General features: G+C 39.6%; 21 protein-coding genes and 1 tRNA gene. 20 read left to right on the top strand and 2 right to left on the bottom strand.

Going from position 1 to position 17,095, the window contains the following annotated elements; all coding sequences use genetic code 11:
* Window positions 1–32 precede the first annotated feature (32 nt).
* From HMPREF2877_RS08650 to HMPREF2877_RS11000, 15 genes are all read left to right on the top strand, one after another.
* Entirely contained in the window at window positions 33–950 is a 918-nt protein-coding gene (locus HMPREF2877_RS08650) for a DMT family transporter (protein WP_049529228.1), read from the top strand.
* 137 nt (window positions 951–1,087) lie between these two features.
* Window positions 1,088–1,615, top strand: a complete 528-nt coding sequence (locus HMPREF2877_RS08645) for a YqeG family HAD IIIA-type phosphatase (RefSeq protein WP_002884676.1) — start codon at window positions 1,088–1,090, stop codon at window positions 1,613–1,615.
* Window positions 1,615–2,733, top strand: a complete 1,119-nt coding sequence (gene yqeH, locus HMPREF2877_RS08640) for a ribosome biogenesis GTPase YqeH (protein ID WP_070579635.1) — start codon at window positions 1,615–1,617, stop codon at window positions 2,731–2,733. Before HMPREF2877_RS08645 ends, yqeH begins: the two co-directional genes overlap by 1 nt.
* Window positions 2,734–2,969: 236 nt before the next feature.
* The gene (yhbY, locus tag HMPREF2877_RS08635) at window positions 2,970–3,287 is read left to right on the top strand and encodes a ribosome assembly RNA-binding protein YhbY (protein ID WP_002884193.1); all 318 of its coding nucleotides are present in this window, start codon (window positions 2,970–2,972) and stop codon (window positions 3,285–3,287) included.
* Between the two features lie 107 nt (window positions 3,288–3,394).
* Complete coding sequence (locus HMPREF2877_RS08630) at window positions 3,395–4,027, top strand: nicotinate-nucleotide adenylyltransferase (RefSeq protein WP_037599152.1); 633 nt, start codon at window positions 3,395–3,397, stop codon at window positions 4,025–4,027.
* Window positions 4,024–4,614 (top strand): bis(5'-nucleosyl)-tetraphosphatase (symmetrical) YqeK, encoded by a 591-nt coding sequence (gene yqeK, locus HMPREF2877_RS08625; protein ID WP_049529230.1) that lies wholly within the window; start codon window positions 4,024–4,026, stop codon window positions 4,612–4,614. The genes HMPREF2877_RS08630 and yqeK overlap by 4 nt, the downstream gene beginning before the upstream one ends.
* 23 nt (window positions 4,615–4,637) lie before the next feature.
* Entirely contained in the window at window positions 4,638–4,991 is a 354-nt protein-coding gene (rsfS, locus tag HMPREF2877_RS08620) for a ribosome silencing factor (RefSeq protein ID WP_014632696.1), read from the top strand.
* A 443-nt stretch (window positions 4,992–5,434) separates the two neighbouring features.
* A complete protein-coding gene (locus HMPREF2877_RS08615; RefSeq protein ID WP_013991077.1) occupies window positions 5,435–6,175 on the top strand; it encodes a class I SAM-dependent DNA methyltransferase in 741 nt (246 codons plus the stop codon).
* 5 nt (window positions 6,176–6,180) lie between these two features.
* The gene (locus HMPREF2877_RS08610) at window positions 6,181–7,272 is read left to right on the top strand and encodes a nucleotidyltransferase (protein WP_070579632.1); all 1,092 of its coding nucleotides are present in this window, start codon (window positions 6,181–6,183) and stop codon (window positions 7,270–7,272) included.
* Between the two features lie 141 nt (window positions 7,273–7,413).
* Window positions 7,414–7,668: a type II toxin-antitoxin system Phd/YefM family antitoxin gene (locus HMPREF2877_RS08605; protein WP_060971904.1), complete on the top strand. Its 255-nt coding sequence runs from the start codon at window positions 7,414–7,416 to the stop codon at window positions 7,666–7,668.
* A 3-nt stretch (window positions 7,669–7,671) separates the two neighbouring features.
* Window positions 7,672–7,926 carry a Txe/YoeB family addiction module toxin gene (locus HMPREF2877_RS08600; protein WP_070579630.1) on the top strand — a complete coding sequence of 85 codons (255 nt, stop codon included), beginning with the start codon at window positions 7,672–7,674 and terminating at the stop codon, window positions 7,924–7,926.
* Window positions 7,927–8,651: 725 nt separating this feature from the next.
* Window positions 8,652–10,757 carry an AAA family ATPase gene (locus HMPREF2877_RS08595; protein WP_070579628.1) on the top strand — a complete coding sequence of 702 codons (2,106 nt, stop codon included), beginning with the start codon at window positions 8,652–8,654 and terminating at the stop codon, window positions 10,755–10,757.
* 435 nt (window positions 10,758–11,192) lie between these two features.
* Window positions 11,193–11,318: a hypothetical protein gene (locus tag HMPREF2877_RS11285; protein WP_002884447.1), complete on the top strand. Its 126-nt coding sequence runs from the start codon at window positions 11,193–11,195 to the stop codon at window positions 11,316–11,318.
* A gap of 17 nt (window positions 11,319–11,335) precedes the next feature.
* Window positions 11,336–11,944, top strand: a complete 609-nt coding sequence (locus HMPREF2877_RS08590; RefSeq protein ID WP_002884297.1) for a DUF4230 domain-containing protein — start codon at window positions 11,336–11,338, stop codon at window positions 11,942–11,944.
* A gap of 574 nt (window positions 11,945–12,518) precedes the next feature.
* On the top strand, window positions 12,519–12,686 hold the full coding sequence (locus tag HMPREF2877_RS11000) for a hypothetical protein (RefSeq protein WP_014634940.1): 168 nt from the start codon (window positions 12,519–12,521) through the stop codon (window positions 12,684–12,686).
* Between the two features lie 180 nt (window positions 12,687–12,866).
* On the opposite strand, the gene HMPREF2877_RS08585 is transcribed toward HMPREF2877_RS11000, so the two are convergent.
* Window positions 12,867–13,166, bottom strand: coding sequence for a hypothetical protein (locus HMPREF2877_RS08585; protein WP_014634939.1), 300 nt, complete (start codon window positions 13,164–13,166; stop codon window positions 12,867–12,869).
* Window positions 13,163–13,582, bottom strand: coding sequence for an HIT family protein (locus HMPREF2877_RS08580; RefSeq protein ID WP_002891660.1), 420 nt, complete (start codon window positions 13,580–13,582; stop codon window positions 13,163–13,165). The genes HMPREF2877_RS08585 and HMPREF2877_RS08580 overlap by 4 nt, the downstream gene beginning before the upstream one ends.
* A gap of 64 nt (window positions 13,583–13,646) precedes the next feature.
* Here HMPREF2877_RS08580 and HMPREF2877_RS08575 point away from each other — a divergent pair, with 64 nt between their 5' ends.
* From HMPREF2877_RS08575 to HMPREF2877_RS08555, 5 genes are all read left to right on the top strand, one after another.
* On the top strand, window positions 13,647–14,378 hold the full coding sequence (locus HMPREF2877_RS08575; RefSeq protein WP_002884531.1) for an ABC transporter ATP-binding protein: 732 nt from the start codon (window positions 13,647–13,649) through the stop codon (window positions 14,376–14,378).
* Window positions 14,378–15,406, top strand: coding sequence for an ABC transporter permease (locus HMPREF2877_RS08570; protein ID WP_373419249.1), 1,029 nt, complete (start codon window positions 14,378–14,380; stop codon window positions 15,404–15,406). The genes HMPREF2877_RS08575 and HMPREF2877_RS08570 overlap by 1 nt, the downstream gene beginning before the upstream one ends.
* Before the next feature lie 57 nt (window positions 15,407–15,463).
* On the top strand, window positions 15,464–16,255 hold the full coding sequence (gene ccrZ / locus HMPREF2877_RS08565; protein ID WP_002884270.1) for a cell cycle regulator CcrZ: 792 nt from the start codon (window positions 15,464–15,466) through the stop codon (window positions 16,253–16,255).
* A 9-nt stretch (window positions 16,256–16,264) separates the two neighbouring features.
* Complete coding sequence (trmB, locus tag HMPREF2877_RS08560) at window positions 16,265–16,906, top strand: tRNA (guanosine(46)-N7)-methyltransferase TrmB (protein ID WP_003096317.1); 642 nt, start codon at window positions 16,265–16,267, stop codon at window positions 16,904–16,906.
* 57 nt (window positions 16,907–16,963) lie between these two features.
* Window positions 16,964–17,050 (top strand) — tRNA-Ser (locus HMPREF2877_RS08555).
* The last annotated feature ends 45 nt before the right edge of the window (window positions 17,051–17,095 follow it).

Raw genomic sequence — 17,095 nt, 5'->3', positions numbered from 1 at the left:
TAAATAGGCATTATTATAATCGAGGAAAACACATGTCTAAACAATTAAAAGGTAGTCTGATGGTCATAACTGCTGGGATTGCCTGGGGGATCTCAGGGGTTTCTGGTCAATACCTGATGGCTCATGGGGTTAATGTCAATCTTTTGACGAGTTTACGTTTGATTCTAGCTGGGACCTTACTAACGGCTTCGGTCTTTTTTAGGCAGCGAGACAAATTAGTGCAAGCGATTAAAGATAAGAAAACCTTAGTAAGTATCGTTTTATTTGCTCTCTTTGGTCTGGTCTTGAATCAATATGCCTATCTTAGTGCTATTCAGTACACCAACGCTGGAACTGCGACAGTCTTACAGTATGTCACACCAGTCCTTATTCTGGCTTTTGTTTGTGCTAAGAACCGCAGATTTCCAACGGTCTCAGAGTTAGTGGCGATTATCATGGCTATTGCGGGAACTTTTATCATCGCAACGCATGGTCAGGTGACAGAGCTAGCCATCACACCTATTGGTTTGTTCTGGGGACTCTTCTCGGCAGTAACCTATGCACTCTATATCTTACTGCCTGCTAAAGCTATTGAAAAGTGGGGCAGTCTGATTGTCATCGGTCTAGGAATGTTACTTGGTGGTCTGGTCTTTCCGATTGCTATCCAAGCTTGGAAGTACGAGCTACCCTTGACTGGTGGAAATCTTCTAGCACTCTTTGGCTTGATCTTCATTGGGACAGTCTTTGCCTATACGGTTTTCCTTAAGGGGACGACCATGGTTGGAGCCGTAAAAGGGAGTCTTTTAGCTTCGGTAGAACCTGTGGCATCGGTCATTTTAACGGTCTTAATCATGGGTGACCACTTCTTTGCCATTGATGTGCTTGGAATGATTTTAATTGTTCTTGCTGTCATCCTCATTTCGCTTAAGGATTTAGTAGCCCTTAAAAAACAAGAGAAAATTCAAAGATAAAGATAGAGCCCAAGTGATTGTGGCTCTTTTTCTATACCGTCGTGTCAAAGATGTTCTTAAAAAATAGGACTTAAGTCTCACACATAAACCTTAAAAATATGGTAAAATAAGAGGTAAACTAACATTTTGGAGAGAAAATGAGTATAGACGATTACAGGCCCCATTTTATGGTGGAGGCTGTTTATGATTTGAAACCTGACCAGCTACGTGAACACGGTATTCGTGCTGTCTTGGTCGATTTGGATAATACCTTGATTGCTTGGAACAACCCTGATGGGACTCCAGAGCTACGTGCTTGGTTAGACGAGATGACAGAGGCTGACATTCCAGTTGTTGTGGTCTCTAACAATAAACATGAACGTGTTGAACGTGCGGTTGCCAATTTCCATGTGGATTTCGTGAGTCGTGCCATGAAACCTTTTACGAAAGGGATTAATGAAGCGATTGAGCGTTACCACTTTAACCGTGACGAGGTCGTTATGGTGGGAGATCAGCTCATGACTGACATCAGAGCGAGCCACCGAGCTGGTATTCGCTCGATTTTGGTTAAGCCCTTGGTGCAATCAGATGCTTGGGTAACCAAGTTTAATCGTTGGCGTGAGCGTCGCATGTGGAAAAAGATTGAAAAAGCATATGGTCCAATGACCTTTAACAAAGGAATTTAATGGAAGAATTATTTTGTATTGGCTGTGGAGCCCAAATTCAAACAGAAGATAAAGAAAAGGCTGGTTACACACCTGCTAGCTCTATAAAAAAAGCTGAAGAAACAGGTGAGTTGTACTGTCAACGTTGTTTCCGCCTTCGTCATTACAATGAAATTGTGGATGTCCACATCACAGATGATGAATTTTTAAAATTGCTTCATGAAGTTGGAGACAGTGATGCCCTCGTTGTCAATGTTGTTGATATTTTCGATTTTAATGGATCAATCATTCCAGGCTTGTCACGCTTTGTTTCTGGTAATAATGTGCTCTTGGTCGGAAATAAAAAGGATATCCTACCTAAATCCGTTAAAGATGGTAAGGTAACCCAATGGTTGACAGAACGTGCCCATGAAGAAGGCATGCGTCCCGTGGATGTCATGTTGACGTCTGCCCAAAATCATCACGCCATTAAAGAGTTGATTCAACGTATTGAAAAACTCCGTAAGGGTCGTGATGTTTATGTTGTCGGTGTGACGAATGTTGGTAAATCAACCTTAATTAATGCAATTATCAAGGAAATTACAGGTGATAAAGATATTATCACGACTTCTCGTTTCCCAGGAACAACCCTTGATAAGATTGAAATTCCTTTGGATGATGGTACTTACATTTTTGATACACCAGGAATCATCCACCGCCACCAGATGGCACACTATCTGTCAGCGAAGGACCTCAAGTACGTTAGTCCTAAGAAGGAAATTAAGCCAAAAACTTACCAGTTAAATGCAGGCCAAACACTATTTCTAGGCGGTCTTGGACGATTTGACTTTATTGATGGGAATAAGCAAGGTTTTACAGCCTTCTTTGATAATAACTTGAAGCTTCATCGTACCAAACTTGAAGGTGCAGATGCCTTCTATGATAAGCATGTTGGAAGCCTTCTCATACCTCCTAGGCCAAAGGATCTGGCTGATTTTCCAAAACTTGTTCGTCACGAATTTACTGTCAAAGATAAGACAGACATTGTCTTCTCGGGATTAGGTTGGATTCGTGTCCAAGGAAAAGCTGACCAACCAACCATCGTTGCTGCCTGGGCACCAGAAGGTGTTGGCGTCGTCGTACGAAAAGCGATTATTTAAACTTAATAAAGTAGTTAAAAGTATAAAAGAGTCTTTTCAATGAACATGAAGTTTGCCTAGATTTACGTCATGAGCAAACGATGTGTTTTTCGCTGTGATAGTAATCCGAGTAACATAAAATGTGACTTGGATTCGGAATTTTTGAGACCCTAGACTCAAAAATTAGCTATGAAATCGAAGGTTTGCTAGCACCGTATCACCTAAGAAAAACAGCAAAAAAATTAAAAGGAATAAACATGTCATTAACATCAAAACAACGTGCCTTCCTCAAATCGGAAGCGCACACCCTTAAACCTATTGTACAAATCGGGAAAAACGGTCTTAACGACCACATCAAAACTAGCGTTCGTAACGCTCTTGATGCCCGTGAATTGATTAAAGTAACCCTACTCCAAAATACTATGGAAGATATTCATGAGGTTGCTGAAATCTTGGAAGAAGAAATTGGCTGTGATACAGTCCTTAAGATTGGACGTATCTTGATTCTCTATAAAGAATCAGCTAAAAAAGAAAATCGTAAGTTGTCACCAAAGGTCAAAGCAATCCAAAAATAGTTGCTGATTTTGCTTGGTGAAGGACAAACTAAGGTATAGGAACACTTTCGAAGCATTAAAGCTAGCCTTAAGTCAGTTGTATAATGCTTGAGATAGAGGAGACGTACATGGCATTAGATCTCGTAACCCCATTTACAAAGGTTCAACTAGAGGAAGAAATCAAAGATACAGGCCGTAAGCAAGTGGGAATATTAGGTGGAAATTTCAATCCTGTTCATAATGCCCACTTGGTTGTTGCTGACCAGGTGCGTCAGCAGTTAGGCCTCGATGAAGTTCTTCTCATGCCTGAATATGAGCCACCTCATGTCGATAAAAAAGAGACCATTGATGAAAAACACCGCCTTAATATGCTTATGTTGGCTATTAACGGTATCGAAGGATTGGACATCGAAACCATTGAGTTGGAACGTAAGGGAATCAGTTATACTTATGACACCATGAAGCTCTTGACGGAAGCCAATCCTGATACGGATTATTACTTTATTATTGGAGCGGATATGGTCGAATACCTACCTAAGTGGCATCGTATTGATGAACTTATCGAGATGGTCCAATTTGTTGGTGTTCAGCGTCCTAAGTATAAGGCTGGAACCTCTTACCCAGTTATTTGGGTGGATGTGCCCCTTATGGATATTAGTTCAAGTGTAGTCAGAGCCTACATTAAGAAGGATCGCACACCTAACTTTATGGTACCACAGTCTGTACTTGCCTACATCAAGAAAGCGGGGCTCTATAAATGACCTATGAAAAATATCTAGACTATTCTCGTGAAGAACTTCTTGAAAAAGTTCGAGCGGTCATGAGCCCTAAACGCTTTAATCATGTCCTGGGTGTTGAGCGAGCTGCTATTGCTCTTGCTGAAAAGTACGGTTATGATACTGAGAAAGCCGGATTGGCTGGTTTGCTTCATGATTATGCCAAGGAACTTCCAGATCAGGAATTCTTGGAACTTATCGATAAGTATGAGCTTGATCCTGCATTGAAAAATTGGGGGAATAATGTCTGGCATGGCATGGTTGGGATTTACAAAATCCAAGAAGATTTGGGATTGACTGATCCCGAAATTCTACGCAGTATTGAAATTCATACCGTCGGAAGCCATGAAATGTCAACCCTAGATAAGATTGTTTATGTGGCTGATTATATTGAGCATAATCGTAATTTCCCTTTGGTAGAGGAAGCTAGACAAGTAGCAGAGCAATCCTTGGATAAGGCCGTTGCTTTTGAGACAGTTCATACTGTGGAACACTTGGCTCATCAGGCCTTGCCGATTTTCCCGCAAACCTTGGAAACCTATAATGCTTTTGTGCATTACTTAAAAGATTAATAACAAATTACTGGAGAATATCATTGACTAAAGAAGAATTACTTGAATTGGTTGTCAAAGCTGCTGATGAAAAGCGAGCTGAAGACATTGTTGCCCTTGATTTGTACGGCCTTACAAGCCTAACAGATTATTTTGTTATTTTGAGTGCAATGAACAGCCGTCAGTTGGAAGCTATTGCCGACAACATCCGTGAGAAAGTGAAAGAAGCTGGCCTTGATGCTAGTCACATGGAAGGTGACAACAAGGGTGGTTGGATTCTTTTGGATCTTAACGATGTTGTTGTTCACATCTTTACAGAAGATGAACGTGCACACTATAACCTCGAAAAACTCTGGCATGAAGCACCAATGGTGGATGTGTCAGCTTATTTGGCATAAGAAATTGAACTCAGTTGGCGACAACTGGGTTTTGTTGCTTAAACTAAAGATTTAATAGGAAGGATAGAGCCTCGTGTTTAGTTAATTTGTCAACTGAACACGAGCTAAAAGCTGTGAGAAAAAGATAAACTTTCTTTGTATCTAGCGATACGGCAGAAAGTTTCCTATTTTTTCTTTGCTTTTGACGCTCTTTGTATCTTAGAAAGGATTTGAACCCGTCCTGTAATCGTCGGAAAATAGATAGTTCTATGTCAAATTATCATTATTAAAATTTATTATTTGGCGCAGTAGCTGATTGGACTCTTCATTCGCTTTTTAAGCTCGGAAGAGTACCTAATCAGCCTTGCGGGGGTGAGACAACGAACGATTTTTTTAAGAAAACTCGTTCTGTCTCACTCCCCCTAATTTTCATTCCGATTACGGACGGACTTGGTATCATCATTATGGCTACTTATGAAACTTTTGCGGCGGTCTACGACGCTGTTATGGATGATAGTCTTTACGATTTGTGGACGGATTTTTCGCTTCGTCATTTGCCAAAGACTAAGGACAAAAAGAAATTGCTCGAATTGGCTTGTGGAACTGGGATTCAATCTGTACGTTTTTCTCAAGCTGGTTTTGATGTAACTGGACTCGATTTGAGTGCTGATATGTTGAAGATTGCGGAGAAGCGTGCGTCTTCCGCCAAACAGAAAATTGACTTTATTGAAGGCAACATGTTGGATTTATCGCAAGCTGGTAAGTATGACTTTGTGACTTGCTACTCAGATTCAATCTGCTATATGCAGGATGAAGTAGAGGTTGGGGACGTCTTCAAGGAGGTTTATAATGCACTGAATGAAGATGGCGTCTTTATCTTTGATGTGCACTCAACCTATCAGACGGATGAGGTTTTCCCTGGCTATTCCTACCATGAAAATGCAGAAGACTTTGCTATGCTCTGGGATACCTATGAGGATGCGGCTCCGCATTCTATTGTCCATGAATTAACTTTCTTTGTCCAAGAGGAAGATGGGAGCTTTAGCCGTCATGATGAGGTGCATGAGGAGCGTACTTATGAGGTTTTGACTTATGATATCTTGTTGGAGCAGGCTGGCTTCAAATCTTTCAAACTTTATGCCGATTTCGAGGACAAGGAACCGACTGAAACTAGTGCCCGTTGGTTCTTTGTAGCCCAAAAATAAGAGCTATGACAGTTACAGGTATTATTGCTGAGTTCAATCCTTTTCATAACGGCCACAAATATCTCTTGGATCAGGCTGAAGGTGTAAAAATCGTTGCCATGTCTGGGAACTTTGTTCAGCGAGGTGAGCCAGCTATTGTGGATAAGTGGATTAGGACTCAGATGGCTTTGGAAAATGGGGCAGACCTCGTGGTTGAGTTGCCTTTCTTGACGTCAGTCCAGTCTGCCGATTATTTTGCTGCTGGAGCCGTCGATATCTTGTCCCGACTGGGGATTGATAGCCTTACTTTTGGAACGGAAGAAGACCTAGATTACCAGGCAATAGCAGATGTCTATGCTGAAAAGTCAGAGGACATGGAAGCCTTTGTGGAAAACTTGCCGAGTGACCTATCTTATCCACAAAAGACACAAAAAATGTGGGAGAAATTTGCTGGTGTGGACTTTACTGGCAATACACCCAACCATATTCTAGGATTAGCCTATGCCAAAGCTTGTGCTGGTAAGGGCATTAAGTTGAATCCTATCCAGAGACAAGGGGCTGGCTATCATTCCTCAGACAAGGAAGTATCTTTCGCCTCGGCGACCAGTCTACGACTCCACAAGCAAGATAGTGATTTTGTGGATAAGTTCATGCCCAATAGCAAACTTTTTCAGACTTCTCCACAGGCCTCTTGGGATAATTATTTCCAATTGTTGGTTTATCAGATTCTTACAAACCCCGATTTGACTAGTGTTTTCCAAGTGAATGAAGAGATTGCCAGTCGTTTAAAAGCTGCTATCCGTGAGGCCTCTTCTGTGGAGGAATTGGTGGATAAGGTAGCAACCAAACGCTACACCAAAGCACGTGTACGTCGTATTTTGACTTATATCCTAGTCGGAGCTGTGGACAACCCTCTAGCTGAATCCATTCATGTGCTTGGGTTTTCTCAAAAAGGGCAGTCTCATCTCAAATCTGTGAAAAAGTCTGTGGATATAGTGGCTCGTATTGGAAGGGAGCCTTGGGATATGCTTACACAGCAAGCGGATAATGTTTATCAATTAGGTAACCCCGAGCTTTGTGAACAAAACTTTGGACGTGTACCGATTAGAGTAAAATAGTTTTATAGAAGGTCTACCTCTGGTAGGCTTTTTAAATCTTTTTTCGAATAAATATTGTAGAAAGTATAAACTTGTCAGGAACTTGTACAAGTTTATACTTTTGGTATATAATAAAAGAAAAGAGGAAAATGAGGTATGCTGATGGAAGCAGTCGTCTATTCAACGTTTCGAAATCATTTAAAGGATTATATGAAAAAGGTTAATGATGAATTTGAACCTCTAGCTGTAGTCAATAAAAATCCTGATGAAGATATTGTAGTAGTCTCAAAGAGTGAGTGGGATAGCATTCAAGAAACATTGCGTATTGTTCAAAATAAAGAACTATCAGACAAGGTTTTAAGAGGAATGGCTCAGGTACGTGCTGGAGAGACTCAAGAGCATGCACTAAAGGAGTAGAAAATGTTACTCACTTTCACTGAAGATGCATGGATGGATTATTGTTATTGGCAAAATCAGGATAGGAAGACACTTAAGCGAATCAATAAGCTGATTAAAGACATTCAACGGGATCCTTTTTCAGGTATTGGGAAACCAGAACCCTTGAAGTATGACTTTCAAGGAGCTTGGTCTCGACGAATTGATGCTGAAAATCGTTTGATTTATATGGTTGATGGTAAGAGTGTCGCCTTTCTCTCTTTCAAAGATCATTATTAGGTCTACCTTTGGTAGGCTTTTTTACTTTCCGTAAATTATTTTCCAAAAGGTCAAAAAAGATCAAATAAATCTATTGACCTTTACTGACTAATAGTGTATGATAGTGTCATAAGGATTTAGCTTCCTTATAAATCTTGCAGTGCTTGCCTAAATACTTGTCATAAAGTTATTTTGGTTTGACTGCAAAAAAATATGACAAAGGTCAAAAAAAGTCAAAAAAACTATTGACTATTACTGACCAATGTTGTACAATATAAACATAAGGAAATGAAATCCTTATGAAGGTTATGTCAATAGCCCATGTACCAATAAAAAAGTATTGCAGCTAGTCTGCAAAAATTTTCATCTGAAAGGTCAGTGAAAGTCAAAACTAAATTCTTGACCTGATCAAATGAAAGGTATATGATAAAACTATAAGGAAAAGAGATTCCTTGATATTCAAGTTTCTTTCTGAAAGAACTATTTATAGTTTCGAAAGGGGCTTGGAAGTTAGCTATATTGAGAGATTCACAGAAAGAAGGTGGCTCTTATGCTAAATGACAATTTATTTAAGACTGAGAAAGTTCTCAGTCTCCTACCAAGAGCAAAACCTGAAATTATTAGAAGAGTAGTTGAAGCTACTAAAAATTTTTAGGGTTTTGGTCAGTAAAAGTCAAAACTTACACATTAACATAAAAAATAACACTTAAAAAATTTCACAAGAAAACACAAAACGAGGTAATTATATGAACAACAACTTTAACAATATGGATGATCTTTTCAATCAATTGATGGGTAACATGGGTGGTTACCGTTCAGAAAACCGTCGCTACATGATTAACGGTCGTGAAGTGACACCTGAAGAATTTGCTATCTACCGTCAAACAGGTCAATTGCCTGGTAATGAAGGTGAAGCAGTGAACCCAACTCAACATCAAGGTAAAGGACCTAAACAAGATGGCATCCTTGCTAAACTTGGTCGAAACTTGACTGAAGAAGCTCGCGAAGGTAAATTGGATCCAGTTATCGGACGTAACAAAGAAATCCAAGAAGCTTGCGAAATCTTGGCTCGTCGTACCAAGAATAACCCAGTCCTTGTCGGGGACGCTGGGGTTGGTAAAACAGCCGTAGTTGAAGGTTTGGCACAAGCCATCGTAAATGGTGATGTCCCAGCTGCTATCAAGAACAAAGAAATCATCTCAATCGATATTTCTGGACTTGAAGCTGGTACGCAATACCGTGGTAGCTTTGAAGAAAACATTCAAAACTTGGTAAATGAAGTCAAAGAAGCTGGAAATATCATTCTCTTCTTCGATGAAATCCACCAAATTCTTGGTGCCGGAAGCACTGGCGATGGTCAAGGGTCTAAAGGTCTTGCTGATATCTTGAAACCTGCTCTTTCACGTGGTGAATTGACAGTGATTGGTGCAACAACTCAGGACGAATACCGTAACACTATCTTGAAGAACGCTGCTCTTGCGCGTCGTTTCAACGAAGTTAAGGTTAATGCTCCTTCTGCTGAAGATACTTTCAAGATTCTCCAAGGTATTCGTGATCTTTATGAAAAACACCACAATGTTATCTTGCCAGATGATGTTTTGAAAGCAGCAGTAGATTTCTCTGTCCAATACATTCCACAACGTAGCTTGCCAGATAAGGCTATCGACCTTGTCGATGTGACAGCGGCTCACTTGGCTGCTCAACACCCAGTGACTGATGTGAATGCTGTTGAACATGAAATCGAAGAAGAAAAAGCTAAACAAGAAGCTGCAGCTGCCAAAGAAGACTACGAAGCAGCTCTAAACGCTAAGGTTCGTATTGAAGAACTTGAAAAGAAAATTGCTAACCACACAGCAGACCTTAAAGTCACTGCAACTGTCAATGATGTGGCTGAATCTGTAGAACGTATGACTGGTATTCCAGTGTCACAAATGGGTGCAACTGATATCGAACGTTTGAAAGATATGGGTCACCGTTTGCAAACTAAGGTTATCGGTCAAGATAAAGCCGTTGAAGCAGTGGCACGTGCCATCCGTCGTAACCGTGCAGGATTTGACGAAGGTAACCGTCCAATTGGTAGCTTCCTCTTTGTAGGACCTACTGGTGTTGGTAAAACTGAGTTGGCTAAACAATTGGCTCTTGATATGTTCGGAACTAAAGATGCTATCATCCGTTTGGACATGTCAGAATATAGCGACCGCACAGCCGTTTCTAAATTGATTGGTACAACAGCTGGTTATGTTGGTTATGATGACAATAGCAATACTTTGACAGAACGTGTTCGCCGTAATCCTTACTCAATCGTCCTTCTCGACGAAATTGAAAAGGCTGACCCTCAAGTTATCACACTTCTCCTCCAAGTTTTGGATGATGGTCGTTTGACAGATGGTCAAGGTAACACTGTAAACTTCAAGAATACTGTGATTATCGCAACTTCAAACGCAGGATTTGGCTATGAAGCTAACTTGACAGAAGATGCTGATAAACCAGAACTTATGGATCGTTTGAAACCTTACTTCCGTCCAGAATTCCTTAACCGTTTCAATGCTGTCATCGAATTCTCACACTTGAGCAAAGAAGATCTTTCTAAGATTGTAGACCTTATGTTGGTTGAAGTTAACAAGACTCTTTCTAAGAAAGACATTGACTTGGCAGTTAGCGAAGCTGCTAAAGAATACATGACTGAAGAAGGCTACGATGAAGTCATGGGTGTTCGTCCACTCCGCCGTGTGGTTGAACAACAAATCCGTGACAAAGTCACAGACTTCCACTTGGATAACCTTGATGCTAAACACCTAGAAGCTGATATGGAAGATGGTGTCTTGGTTATCAAAGAAAAAGATGCTAAATAAAAAGCATAAAGCCTCCTAATCCTATTTATGAAGCAGAGATGTTAAACGTCTCTGCTTTTCTTTTTATAAATTTTTTAGACTTTCCTTGGGTGCTAGGGACGGAAGTGACTTCCTAGCGGATTCCATTCCTAAGATTTGAGCCTGGGTCTCAAATCTTCCGAGTGAGGGAAACATTATTGCTTCTCTCACTTTTAGCACAGCGGAAAGTCTTGTATTGTGTATAGCTGTGACTTTTATATTTATTCTTAAATATAAAATGAGATAAAATTGTTTAAATTATGATAATATGGTAAATAGTTAAAAATATATTCTATTTTCAAGAAAGCGTTGACAACGCATTCATATCGCTATATAATTTTTGTGTAAAATTAAATTTTAGTTAGTGATTTCTTGGGTTTAATATTACAATCTTTTGTTATTTGATAAGGAGAAATAATGTTAAAAGTAGTTTTATGGATTTTGGCTATTCTACTTCTTGTAGGAATAGCAATGTTGAACCCCCTAATTGCAGCTGGTATTGTGATTGCAGGATTGTTAATCCAGTTGTTTTTGAAGAAATGAGTTAATAGGAAAAAAGTATGAAAAAGATAATATATGGTATTTTAGCGATTTTATTAGTGATTGTCGTAGGATTCATTTTTCTTAGCGTATATAAAGGGAGTGAGTCATCTGGTAATCAAAAACCAAAGACAGAAATCATAGTAAATGTAAAATCTTTGGAAAAGGTCAGTGAGTTAGTTTTACTCAATGCATCTATTCAAAAAGTTAAGTCAATAGAAAATAATACAAAGTTATTTGGTAGTAACTTTGTAATACCTGGTTCAGAAAAGAAAGCACTCATTATTCTAAATTATACGGCAAAATTCGGTATTAAGAATGATGTAACCATTAAAGATAATGGTAATCATAATTATCAAGTTACATTACCCAAATTTGAAGTTATTGGTGTTGAATTAGATAAAGACAAACCTTATACACTCTACGATACTAGTGGAGGGATTCTTAGTTATTCGACTAAAGACATAGATACTGGTGAGGCTGTTGCAGAAGGTTTTTCAAATAAGGAACAACAAGGTTTTATAAAGGACAATAAAAAATTATTAAAGGAGTCAGCCGAGAAGTACTACTCTACAATGATTAAATCTTTGGACCACGAGGCAAAAGTGACAATTGAAACTCAAAAATAAAGGTAAGGAAAAGATATGTTAAAGTAAATTTTTAATGTTAGCGTTTATGTATTTGCAGTTTTTGGATTTATATTTACATTGTTAATAATTTTTTTGGCTATTAGAGATTCTTCGAATGAAAATTCTACTAATGGCAATAATACGTCAAAAGTAGGACAAAGTATTACGGGTTCGAAAAAAAAGTAGCAAAAACGGAAGAACTATATAGTGATAAAAATATTAAAATAACAAGAACTGGTGGAAATATTATTATTGATAACTTAACGGATAAAGAAATTAATATTGAATCAACTATTGTAATTAACAATAGTATTGAAGCAACACCATTTAGTTCGTCACAATCTAGTATCGATCCGAAAGGAAAGCAGTCAGTATCTATATCAGAATTTGTTGCAGTTAATCCAGGACAGAAAGTTGAGGAATCAGACGAAAAAGCAAAAAAAGCAAACTACTATAAGCATAAAATGAAGAGCGGTGAAAATATTGGGTGGACTGCTAATATACAGAATGGTAACTATGATACAATGAATTCATTTAGTATAAATTTTAATTACTAATTGTGAGGAGATGCAGAATGGATTTATTGGATAAACTGTTAAGTAATAAGATTGTTAATACAAATGGTTACACACGTTCAGATACTGGTACCAAAGTCCATTCCTATTTAAGGACACATCCTAAAAATCAAGGCTTAACGAGATCAGCAACACGTTCTATTATTAATGCTTTAAAAGAGAAATAGTAATTATATGAAAATAGGTTTAGTAGTGTTCTCTTTAATCTGATTAGTGGTGCCTTTTATTATTGAATGGTACTTTCTGTTGTGAAAAAAAGGAACATTGAGTGACTATTACACTATCCATAAACTTTTTATAAGTTTTCATCATTGATAAAAAAGGTAAGTAGCACAGGCTACTTACCTTTATTCTTTATCCTCACCCTGATATTTTTTCAAGCGTTCTTGGATGATGTTGAGTCGGGGTTCGAGGTTTTTCTTGAAGACGCGTGTTTTATAGTTAAGGTCTTGTTTGATGTCAGCGAGAACAAGGTTTTGTTCCTTGATGATGTCAAGGTTGCGTTTGATATTGTCCAGATCGTGAGAGATATTTTCTCGTGATTGGTTGAGGTCTAGGATTTCCTCTTTGATGTCTTCACGTCGTTTATAGGCGTAGTAGGCACCGTAGGCGAGGGCTCCAAGAGCTAGAAAGCGTCCAATTTTCATTCTGTTACCTCTTTAGCGATGCTGTCAGCAAGGTCGGCCAGGGCAGCGAAGTCTGGTTCGTGTTCGTCAAATCCCATGTGGATACCATCGTCTGCACCGTAACGAGGAACGAGATGGATATGAGCGTGGAAGACGGTTTGTCCTGCAACTTCTTCGTTGTTATTAAGGATATTCATGCCGATTGCTCCAGTTGCTTTTTGCACCGCACGAGCAATTTTTGGAACACGGCTAAAGACAGTCTCAGCGGTCTCAGCAGACATTTCTAAGATGTTACGAACGTGCTCTTTAGGAATAACCAAGGTATGTCCTTTTGTAGCTTGTGAAATATCGAGGAAGGCTAGAACCTTGTCGTCCTCGTAGACTTTTGATGAAGGAATTTCTCCAGATATAATTTTACAGAAAATACAATTATCCATAATAACGACCTTTCCATGAGTTTTTGTTATAATAGATTATATCATACCAAAGAGAGAAAAGATAATGCTTAAATTAGAAAAGGTGACGGGTGGTTACGCTAATATTCCCGTCCTAAAAGATGTGACTTTTGAGGTGGCTGATGGTGAATTGGTTGGTCTCATTGGTCTTAATGGTGCTGGGAAATCAACAACAATTAACGAGATTATTGGTCTCTTAACACCTTATGGGGGACAGATTGCCATTGATGGGTTAACTATTCAACAAGATTCAGCTAGCTATCGTCAGAAGATTGGCTATATTCCTGAAACGCCAAGTCTCTATGAAGAGTTGACGCTTCGTGAACATTTGGAAACGGTGTTGATGGCCTATGGTCTTGATGTGACTGAGGGGATGGCACGTGCGGACAAGTACCTTAAGCTCTTTCGTTTAGATGAAAAGCTAGATTGGTTCCCGACTCAGTTTTCAAAGGGGATGAAGCAGAAGGTCATGATTATCTGTGCCTTTATTGTGAATCCAAGTCTTTTCATTGTTGATGAACCCTTCTTGGGCTTGGACCCCTTGGCAATCTCAGACTTAATTGAGCTTTTGGCTGAGGAAAAAGCTAAGGGTAAGGCGATTCTCATGTCTACACACGTTTTAGATTCAGCTGAAAAGATGTGTGACCGCTTTGTGATTTTGCACCATGGACAGGTCTTGGCACAGGGAACTCTTGAGGAGCTCCGTCAGACTTTTGGTGATGAGAGTGCTAGTCTTAACGATATCTACATGCAGCTAACTAAGGGAGAATTGTCATGATAGCTAAGCTATTTAAGGAGCGTAGCAAGCGATTCAATGCCCGCTGTGCTAAGTATAGTCGCTACGTCTTTAATGATCACTTTATCTTGGTTCTTCTCTTTCTGCTAGGTTTTGTCTTGGTTCAGTATAGCCAGTTGCTTCGACATTTTCCAAAGAATCCGTGGGCAATCATTCTTGGCTTGCTTGTGCTTTGTCTTTTATTACCTTTCTGGGGGAATATTGCGACTTATTTAGAGCCAGCTGATAAACATTACCTTTTGGTGAAGGAAGAAGAGGTGCTTGACCATGTTAAGAAGGCAACGGGGCGTGCTTTTAGATTTTGGGTAATCGTACAAAGCCTGATTTTCATTTTAGTTATTCCTCTCTTTTTAGCCTTGGGACTTCCAGTTTGGGGAGTTATCCTTGTAGCTATGGCTATTCTTAAGTACTTTATTTTCCAGAAAAAGGCTCAACCTTTTTATAAGCAGTCTGGACTGAATTGGACTGAGGCTATTGCAGCGGAAAATAAGCGTCAACAATCGATTCTGAAGTTCTTTTCACTCTTTACCAATGTTAAGGGGATTACATCGAGTGTTAAACGCCGTGCTTATTTGGATGCTATTCTCAAACGTACAAAGAAAGACAAGGAACATACCTGGTACAATCTTTACCTAAGAGCCTTCTTGCGTTCTGGAGATTACTTTGCCCTTAGTTTACGCCTGTTTACCCTAACACTTTTAGTTATCTTTTTGGTTCCTGAAAAATGGTTGGCTATGGTGCTTGTGGTTGTTTTTGACTACCTCTTGCTATTCCAGCTCACGGCACTTAAATCGCACTTTGCTTATCAGAGAATGGCTAACCTTATGCCGGTTGGAAAAGACATGCAGGTGAGCAATCTGAAACGCTTGATTACACAGATTGTACTTGTGATGACTCTGGTACAGGCTATTTGTCTCTTCGACCTTAAGTTTAGCTTGATTTTGGTTGGAATGATGCTAGTTTTGAGCCTTGTTTACCTACCAGCCAAGCTTAATAAGATGATTGACTAACACCTATTAAATAAGTTAAAATAGAAACGAATGACTAAAGAAAAAGGAGATGCCTAGGTGACATCAACAGATAAAGATTTGAGCCTGACTCCTCTCAAAGGAAATAGTGGTAAGGCCTATATGGGAACTTACCCAAACGGAGATCGCGTCTTTGTGAAGATGAATACAACACCAATCTTGGCAGCTCTTGCCAAGGAACAGATTGCGCCCCAGCTCTTGTGGGCTAAGCGTCTGGGAAATGGTGACATGATGAGTGCACAGGAGTGGCTTGATGGTCGTATTTTGACCAAACATGACATGAACAGTAAACAGATTATCCAAATTCTTGGTAATTTGCACCGCTCTAAACACTTGGTTAATCAACTCTTGCAGTTGGATTATCATATTGAAAATCCTTTCGATCTTCTACACGAGTGGGAGGAAAATGCCGCTTACCAATTGCGTGAGAATGGCTTCCTTCAAGATGTTGTTAGAGATTTGAAACGTCATCTTCCAGAGTTTCGTGCGGAAATTGCAACAATTGTTCACGGAGATGCTCGTCATAGTAACTTTGTCATCACAACCTCAGGATTGATTTATTTGGTTGATTGGGATTCTGTACGTCTAACAGATCGTATGTATGATGTGGCGCAGATCCTCAGCCATTACATTCCATTGGCACATTGGCCACAGTGGTTGTCATACTATGGCTATAAGAACAACGACCTTGTGATGGACAAGATTTACTGGTATGGGCAGTTTTCATATTTGACACAGATTTCAAAATTCTTTGATAGTCGTGATATGGAACATGCCAACCGAGAAATTTATGAACTTCGTAAATTCAGAGAGACCTTGCACAGATATTAGAAAGTAGACATGCGAGTTAGAAAACGTAAAGGAGCAGAGGAACACCTAGCTAACCATCCTCAGTACGTTATCCTTGAGCCGGAGGCTGCTAAAGGTAAGTGGCATGAGCTTTTTGGTAATGACAATCCTATCCATATCGAGGTAGGATCTGGTAAAGGGGCCTTCATTACTGGTATGGCCCAACAAAACCCTGACATCAACTACATTGGTATTGATATTCAGCTGTCTGTATTGAGCTATGCCTTGGATAAGGTTTTGGCTTCGGGTGCTGAAAATGTCAAACTCTTGCGCGTGGATGGTTCAGCCTTGACCAATTATTTTGAAGATGGCGAAGTGGATATGATGTATTTGAATTTCTCAGATCCATGGCCTAAGAGTCGCCACGAGAAACGTCGTTTGACTTACAAGACTTTCCTAGATACTTATAAGCAAATTTTGCCTGAAAATGGAGAGATTCACTTTAAGACAGACAACCGTGGACTTTTCGAATACAGTTTGGCGAGCTTTTCACAGTATGGAATGGTTCTCAACAAAGTTTGGTTGGACCTTCATGCCAGTGATTATGAAGGCAACGTCATGACTGAATACGAGCGTAAGTTCTCAGAAAAAGGTCAGGTCATCTATCGAGTAGAGGCTCAGTTTAAAGATTAACTCTTGAAAACTTGATTAAAATAACGATTAGCCATTAATAGGCTAATCGTTTGTTGTGGAGAGGTCGCATAGAGGCCGAGTGCGCACGCTTGGAAAGCGTGTAGTCCTTAACGGGGCTCGGGGGTTCGAATCCCCTCCTCTCCTTTTAGAAATAGACAAAAGGTCCCTTCTATGACAGAAGGGACCTTT

The sequence above is a fragment of the Streptococcus sp. HMSC072D03 genome (assembly GCF_001812855.1).
In the GTDB taxonomy this organism is placed as follows: Bacteria; Bacillota; Bacilli; order Lactobacillales; family Streptococcaceae; genus Streptococcus; species Streptococcus salivarius_D.
Note: the sequence above shows the minus strand (reverse complement) of the source record. Positions and strands in the feature narration are given on the sequence as shown.

Coding starts and splice junctions, on each gene's coding strand:
- HMPREF2877_RS08650 (WP_049529228.1), top strand. CDS start 33: ATGTCTAAACAATTAAAAGGTAGTCTGATGGTCATAACTGCTGGGATT.
- HMPREF2877_RS08645 (WP_002884676.1), top strand. CDS start 1,088: ATGAGTATAGACGATTACAGGCCCCATTTTATGGTGGAGGCTGTTTAT.
- yqeH (WP_070579635.1), top strand. CDS start 1,615: ATGGAAGAATTATTTTGTATTGGCTGTGGAGCCCAAATTCAAACAGAA.
- yhbY (WP_002884193.1), top strand. CDS start 2,970: ATGTCATTAACATCAAAACAACGTGCCTTCCTCAAATCGGAAGCGCAC.
- HMPREF2877_RS08630 (WP_037599152.1), top strand. CDS start 3,395: ATGGCATTAGATCTCGTAACCCCATTTACAAAGGTTCAACTAGAGGAA.
- yqeK (WP_049529230.1), top strand. CDS start 4,024: ATGACCTATGAAAAATATCTAGACTATTCTCGTGAAGAACTTCTTGAA.
- HMPREF2877_RS08615 (WP_013991077.1), top strand. CDS start 5,435: ATGGCTACTTATGAAACTTTTGCGGCGGTCTACGACGCTGTTATGGAT.
- HMPREF2877_RS08610 (WP_070579632.1), top strand. CDS start 6,181: ATGACAGTTACAGGTATTATTGCTGAGTTCAATCCTTTTCATAACGGC.
- HMPREF2877_RS08605 (WP_060971904.1), top strand. CDS start 7,414: ATGGAAGCAGTCGTCTATTCAACGTTTCGAAATCATTTAAAGGATTAT.
- HMPREF2877_RS08600 (WP_070579630.1), top strand. CDS start 7,672: ATGTTACTCACTTTCACTGAAGATGCATGGATGGATTATTGTTATTGG.
- HMPREF2877_RS08595 (WP_070579628.1), top strand. CDS start 8,652: ATGAACAACAACTTTAACAATATGGATGATCTTTTCAATCAATTGATG.
- HMPREF2877_RS11285 (WP_002884447.1), top strand. CDS start 11,193: ATGTTAAAAGTAGTTTTATGGATTTTGGCTATTCTACTTCTTGTAGGA.
- HMPREF2877_RS08590 (WP_002884297.1), top strand. CDS start 11,336: ATGAAAAAGATAATATATGGTATTTTAGCGATTTTATTAGTGATTGTC.
- HMPREF2877_RS11000 (WP_014634940.1), top strand. CDS start 12,519: ATGGATTTATTGGATAAACTGTTAAGTAATAAGATTGTTAATACAAAT.
- HMPREF2877_RS08585 (WP_014634939.1), bottom strand. CDS start 13,166: ATGAAAATTGGACGCTTTCTAGCTCTTGGAGCCCTCGCCTACGGTGCC.
- HMPREF2877_RS08580 (WP_002891660.1), bottom strand. CDS start 13,582: ATGGATAATTGTATTTTCTGTAAAATTATATCTGGAGAAATTCCTTCA.
- HMPREF2877_RS08575 (WP_002884531.1), top strand. CDS start 13,647: ATGCTTAAATTAGAAAAGGTGACGGGTGGTTACGCTAATATTCCCGTC.
- trmB (WP_003096317.1), top strand. CDS start 16,265: ATGCGAGTTAGAAAACGTAAAGGAGCAGAGGAACACCTAGCTAACCAT.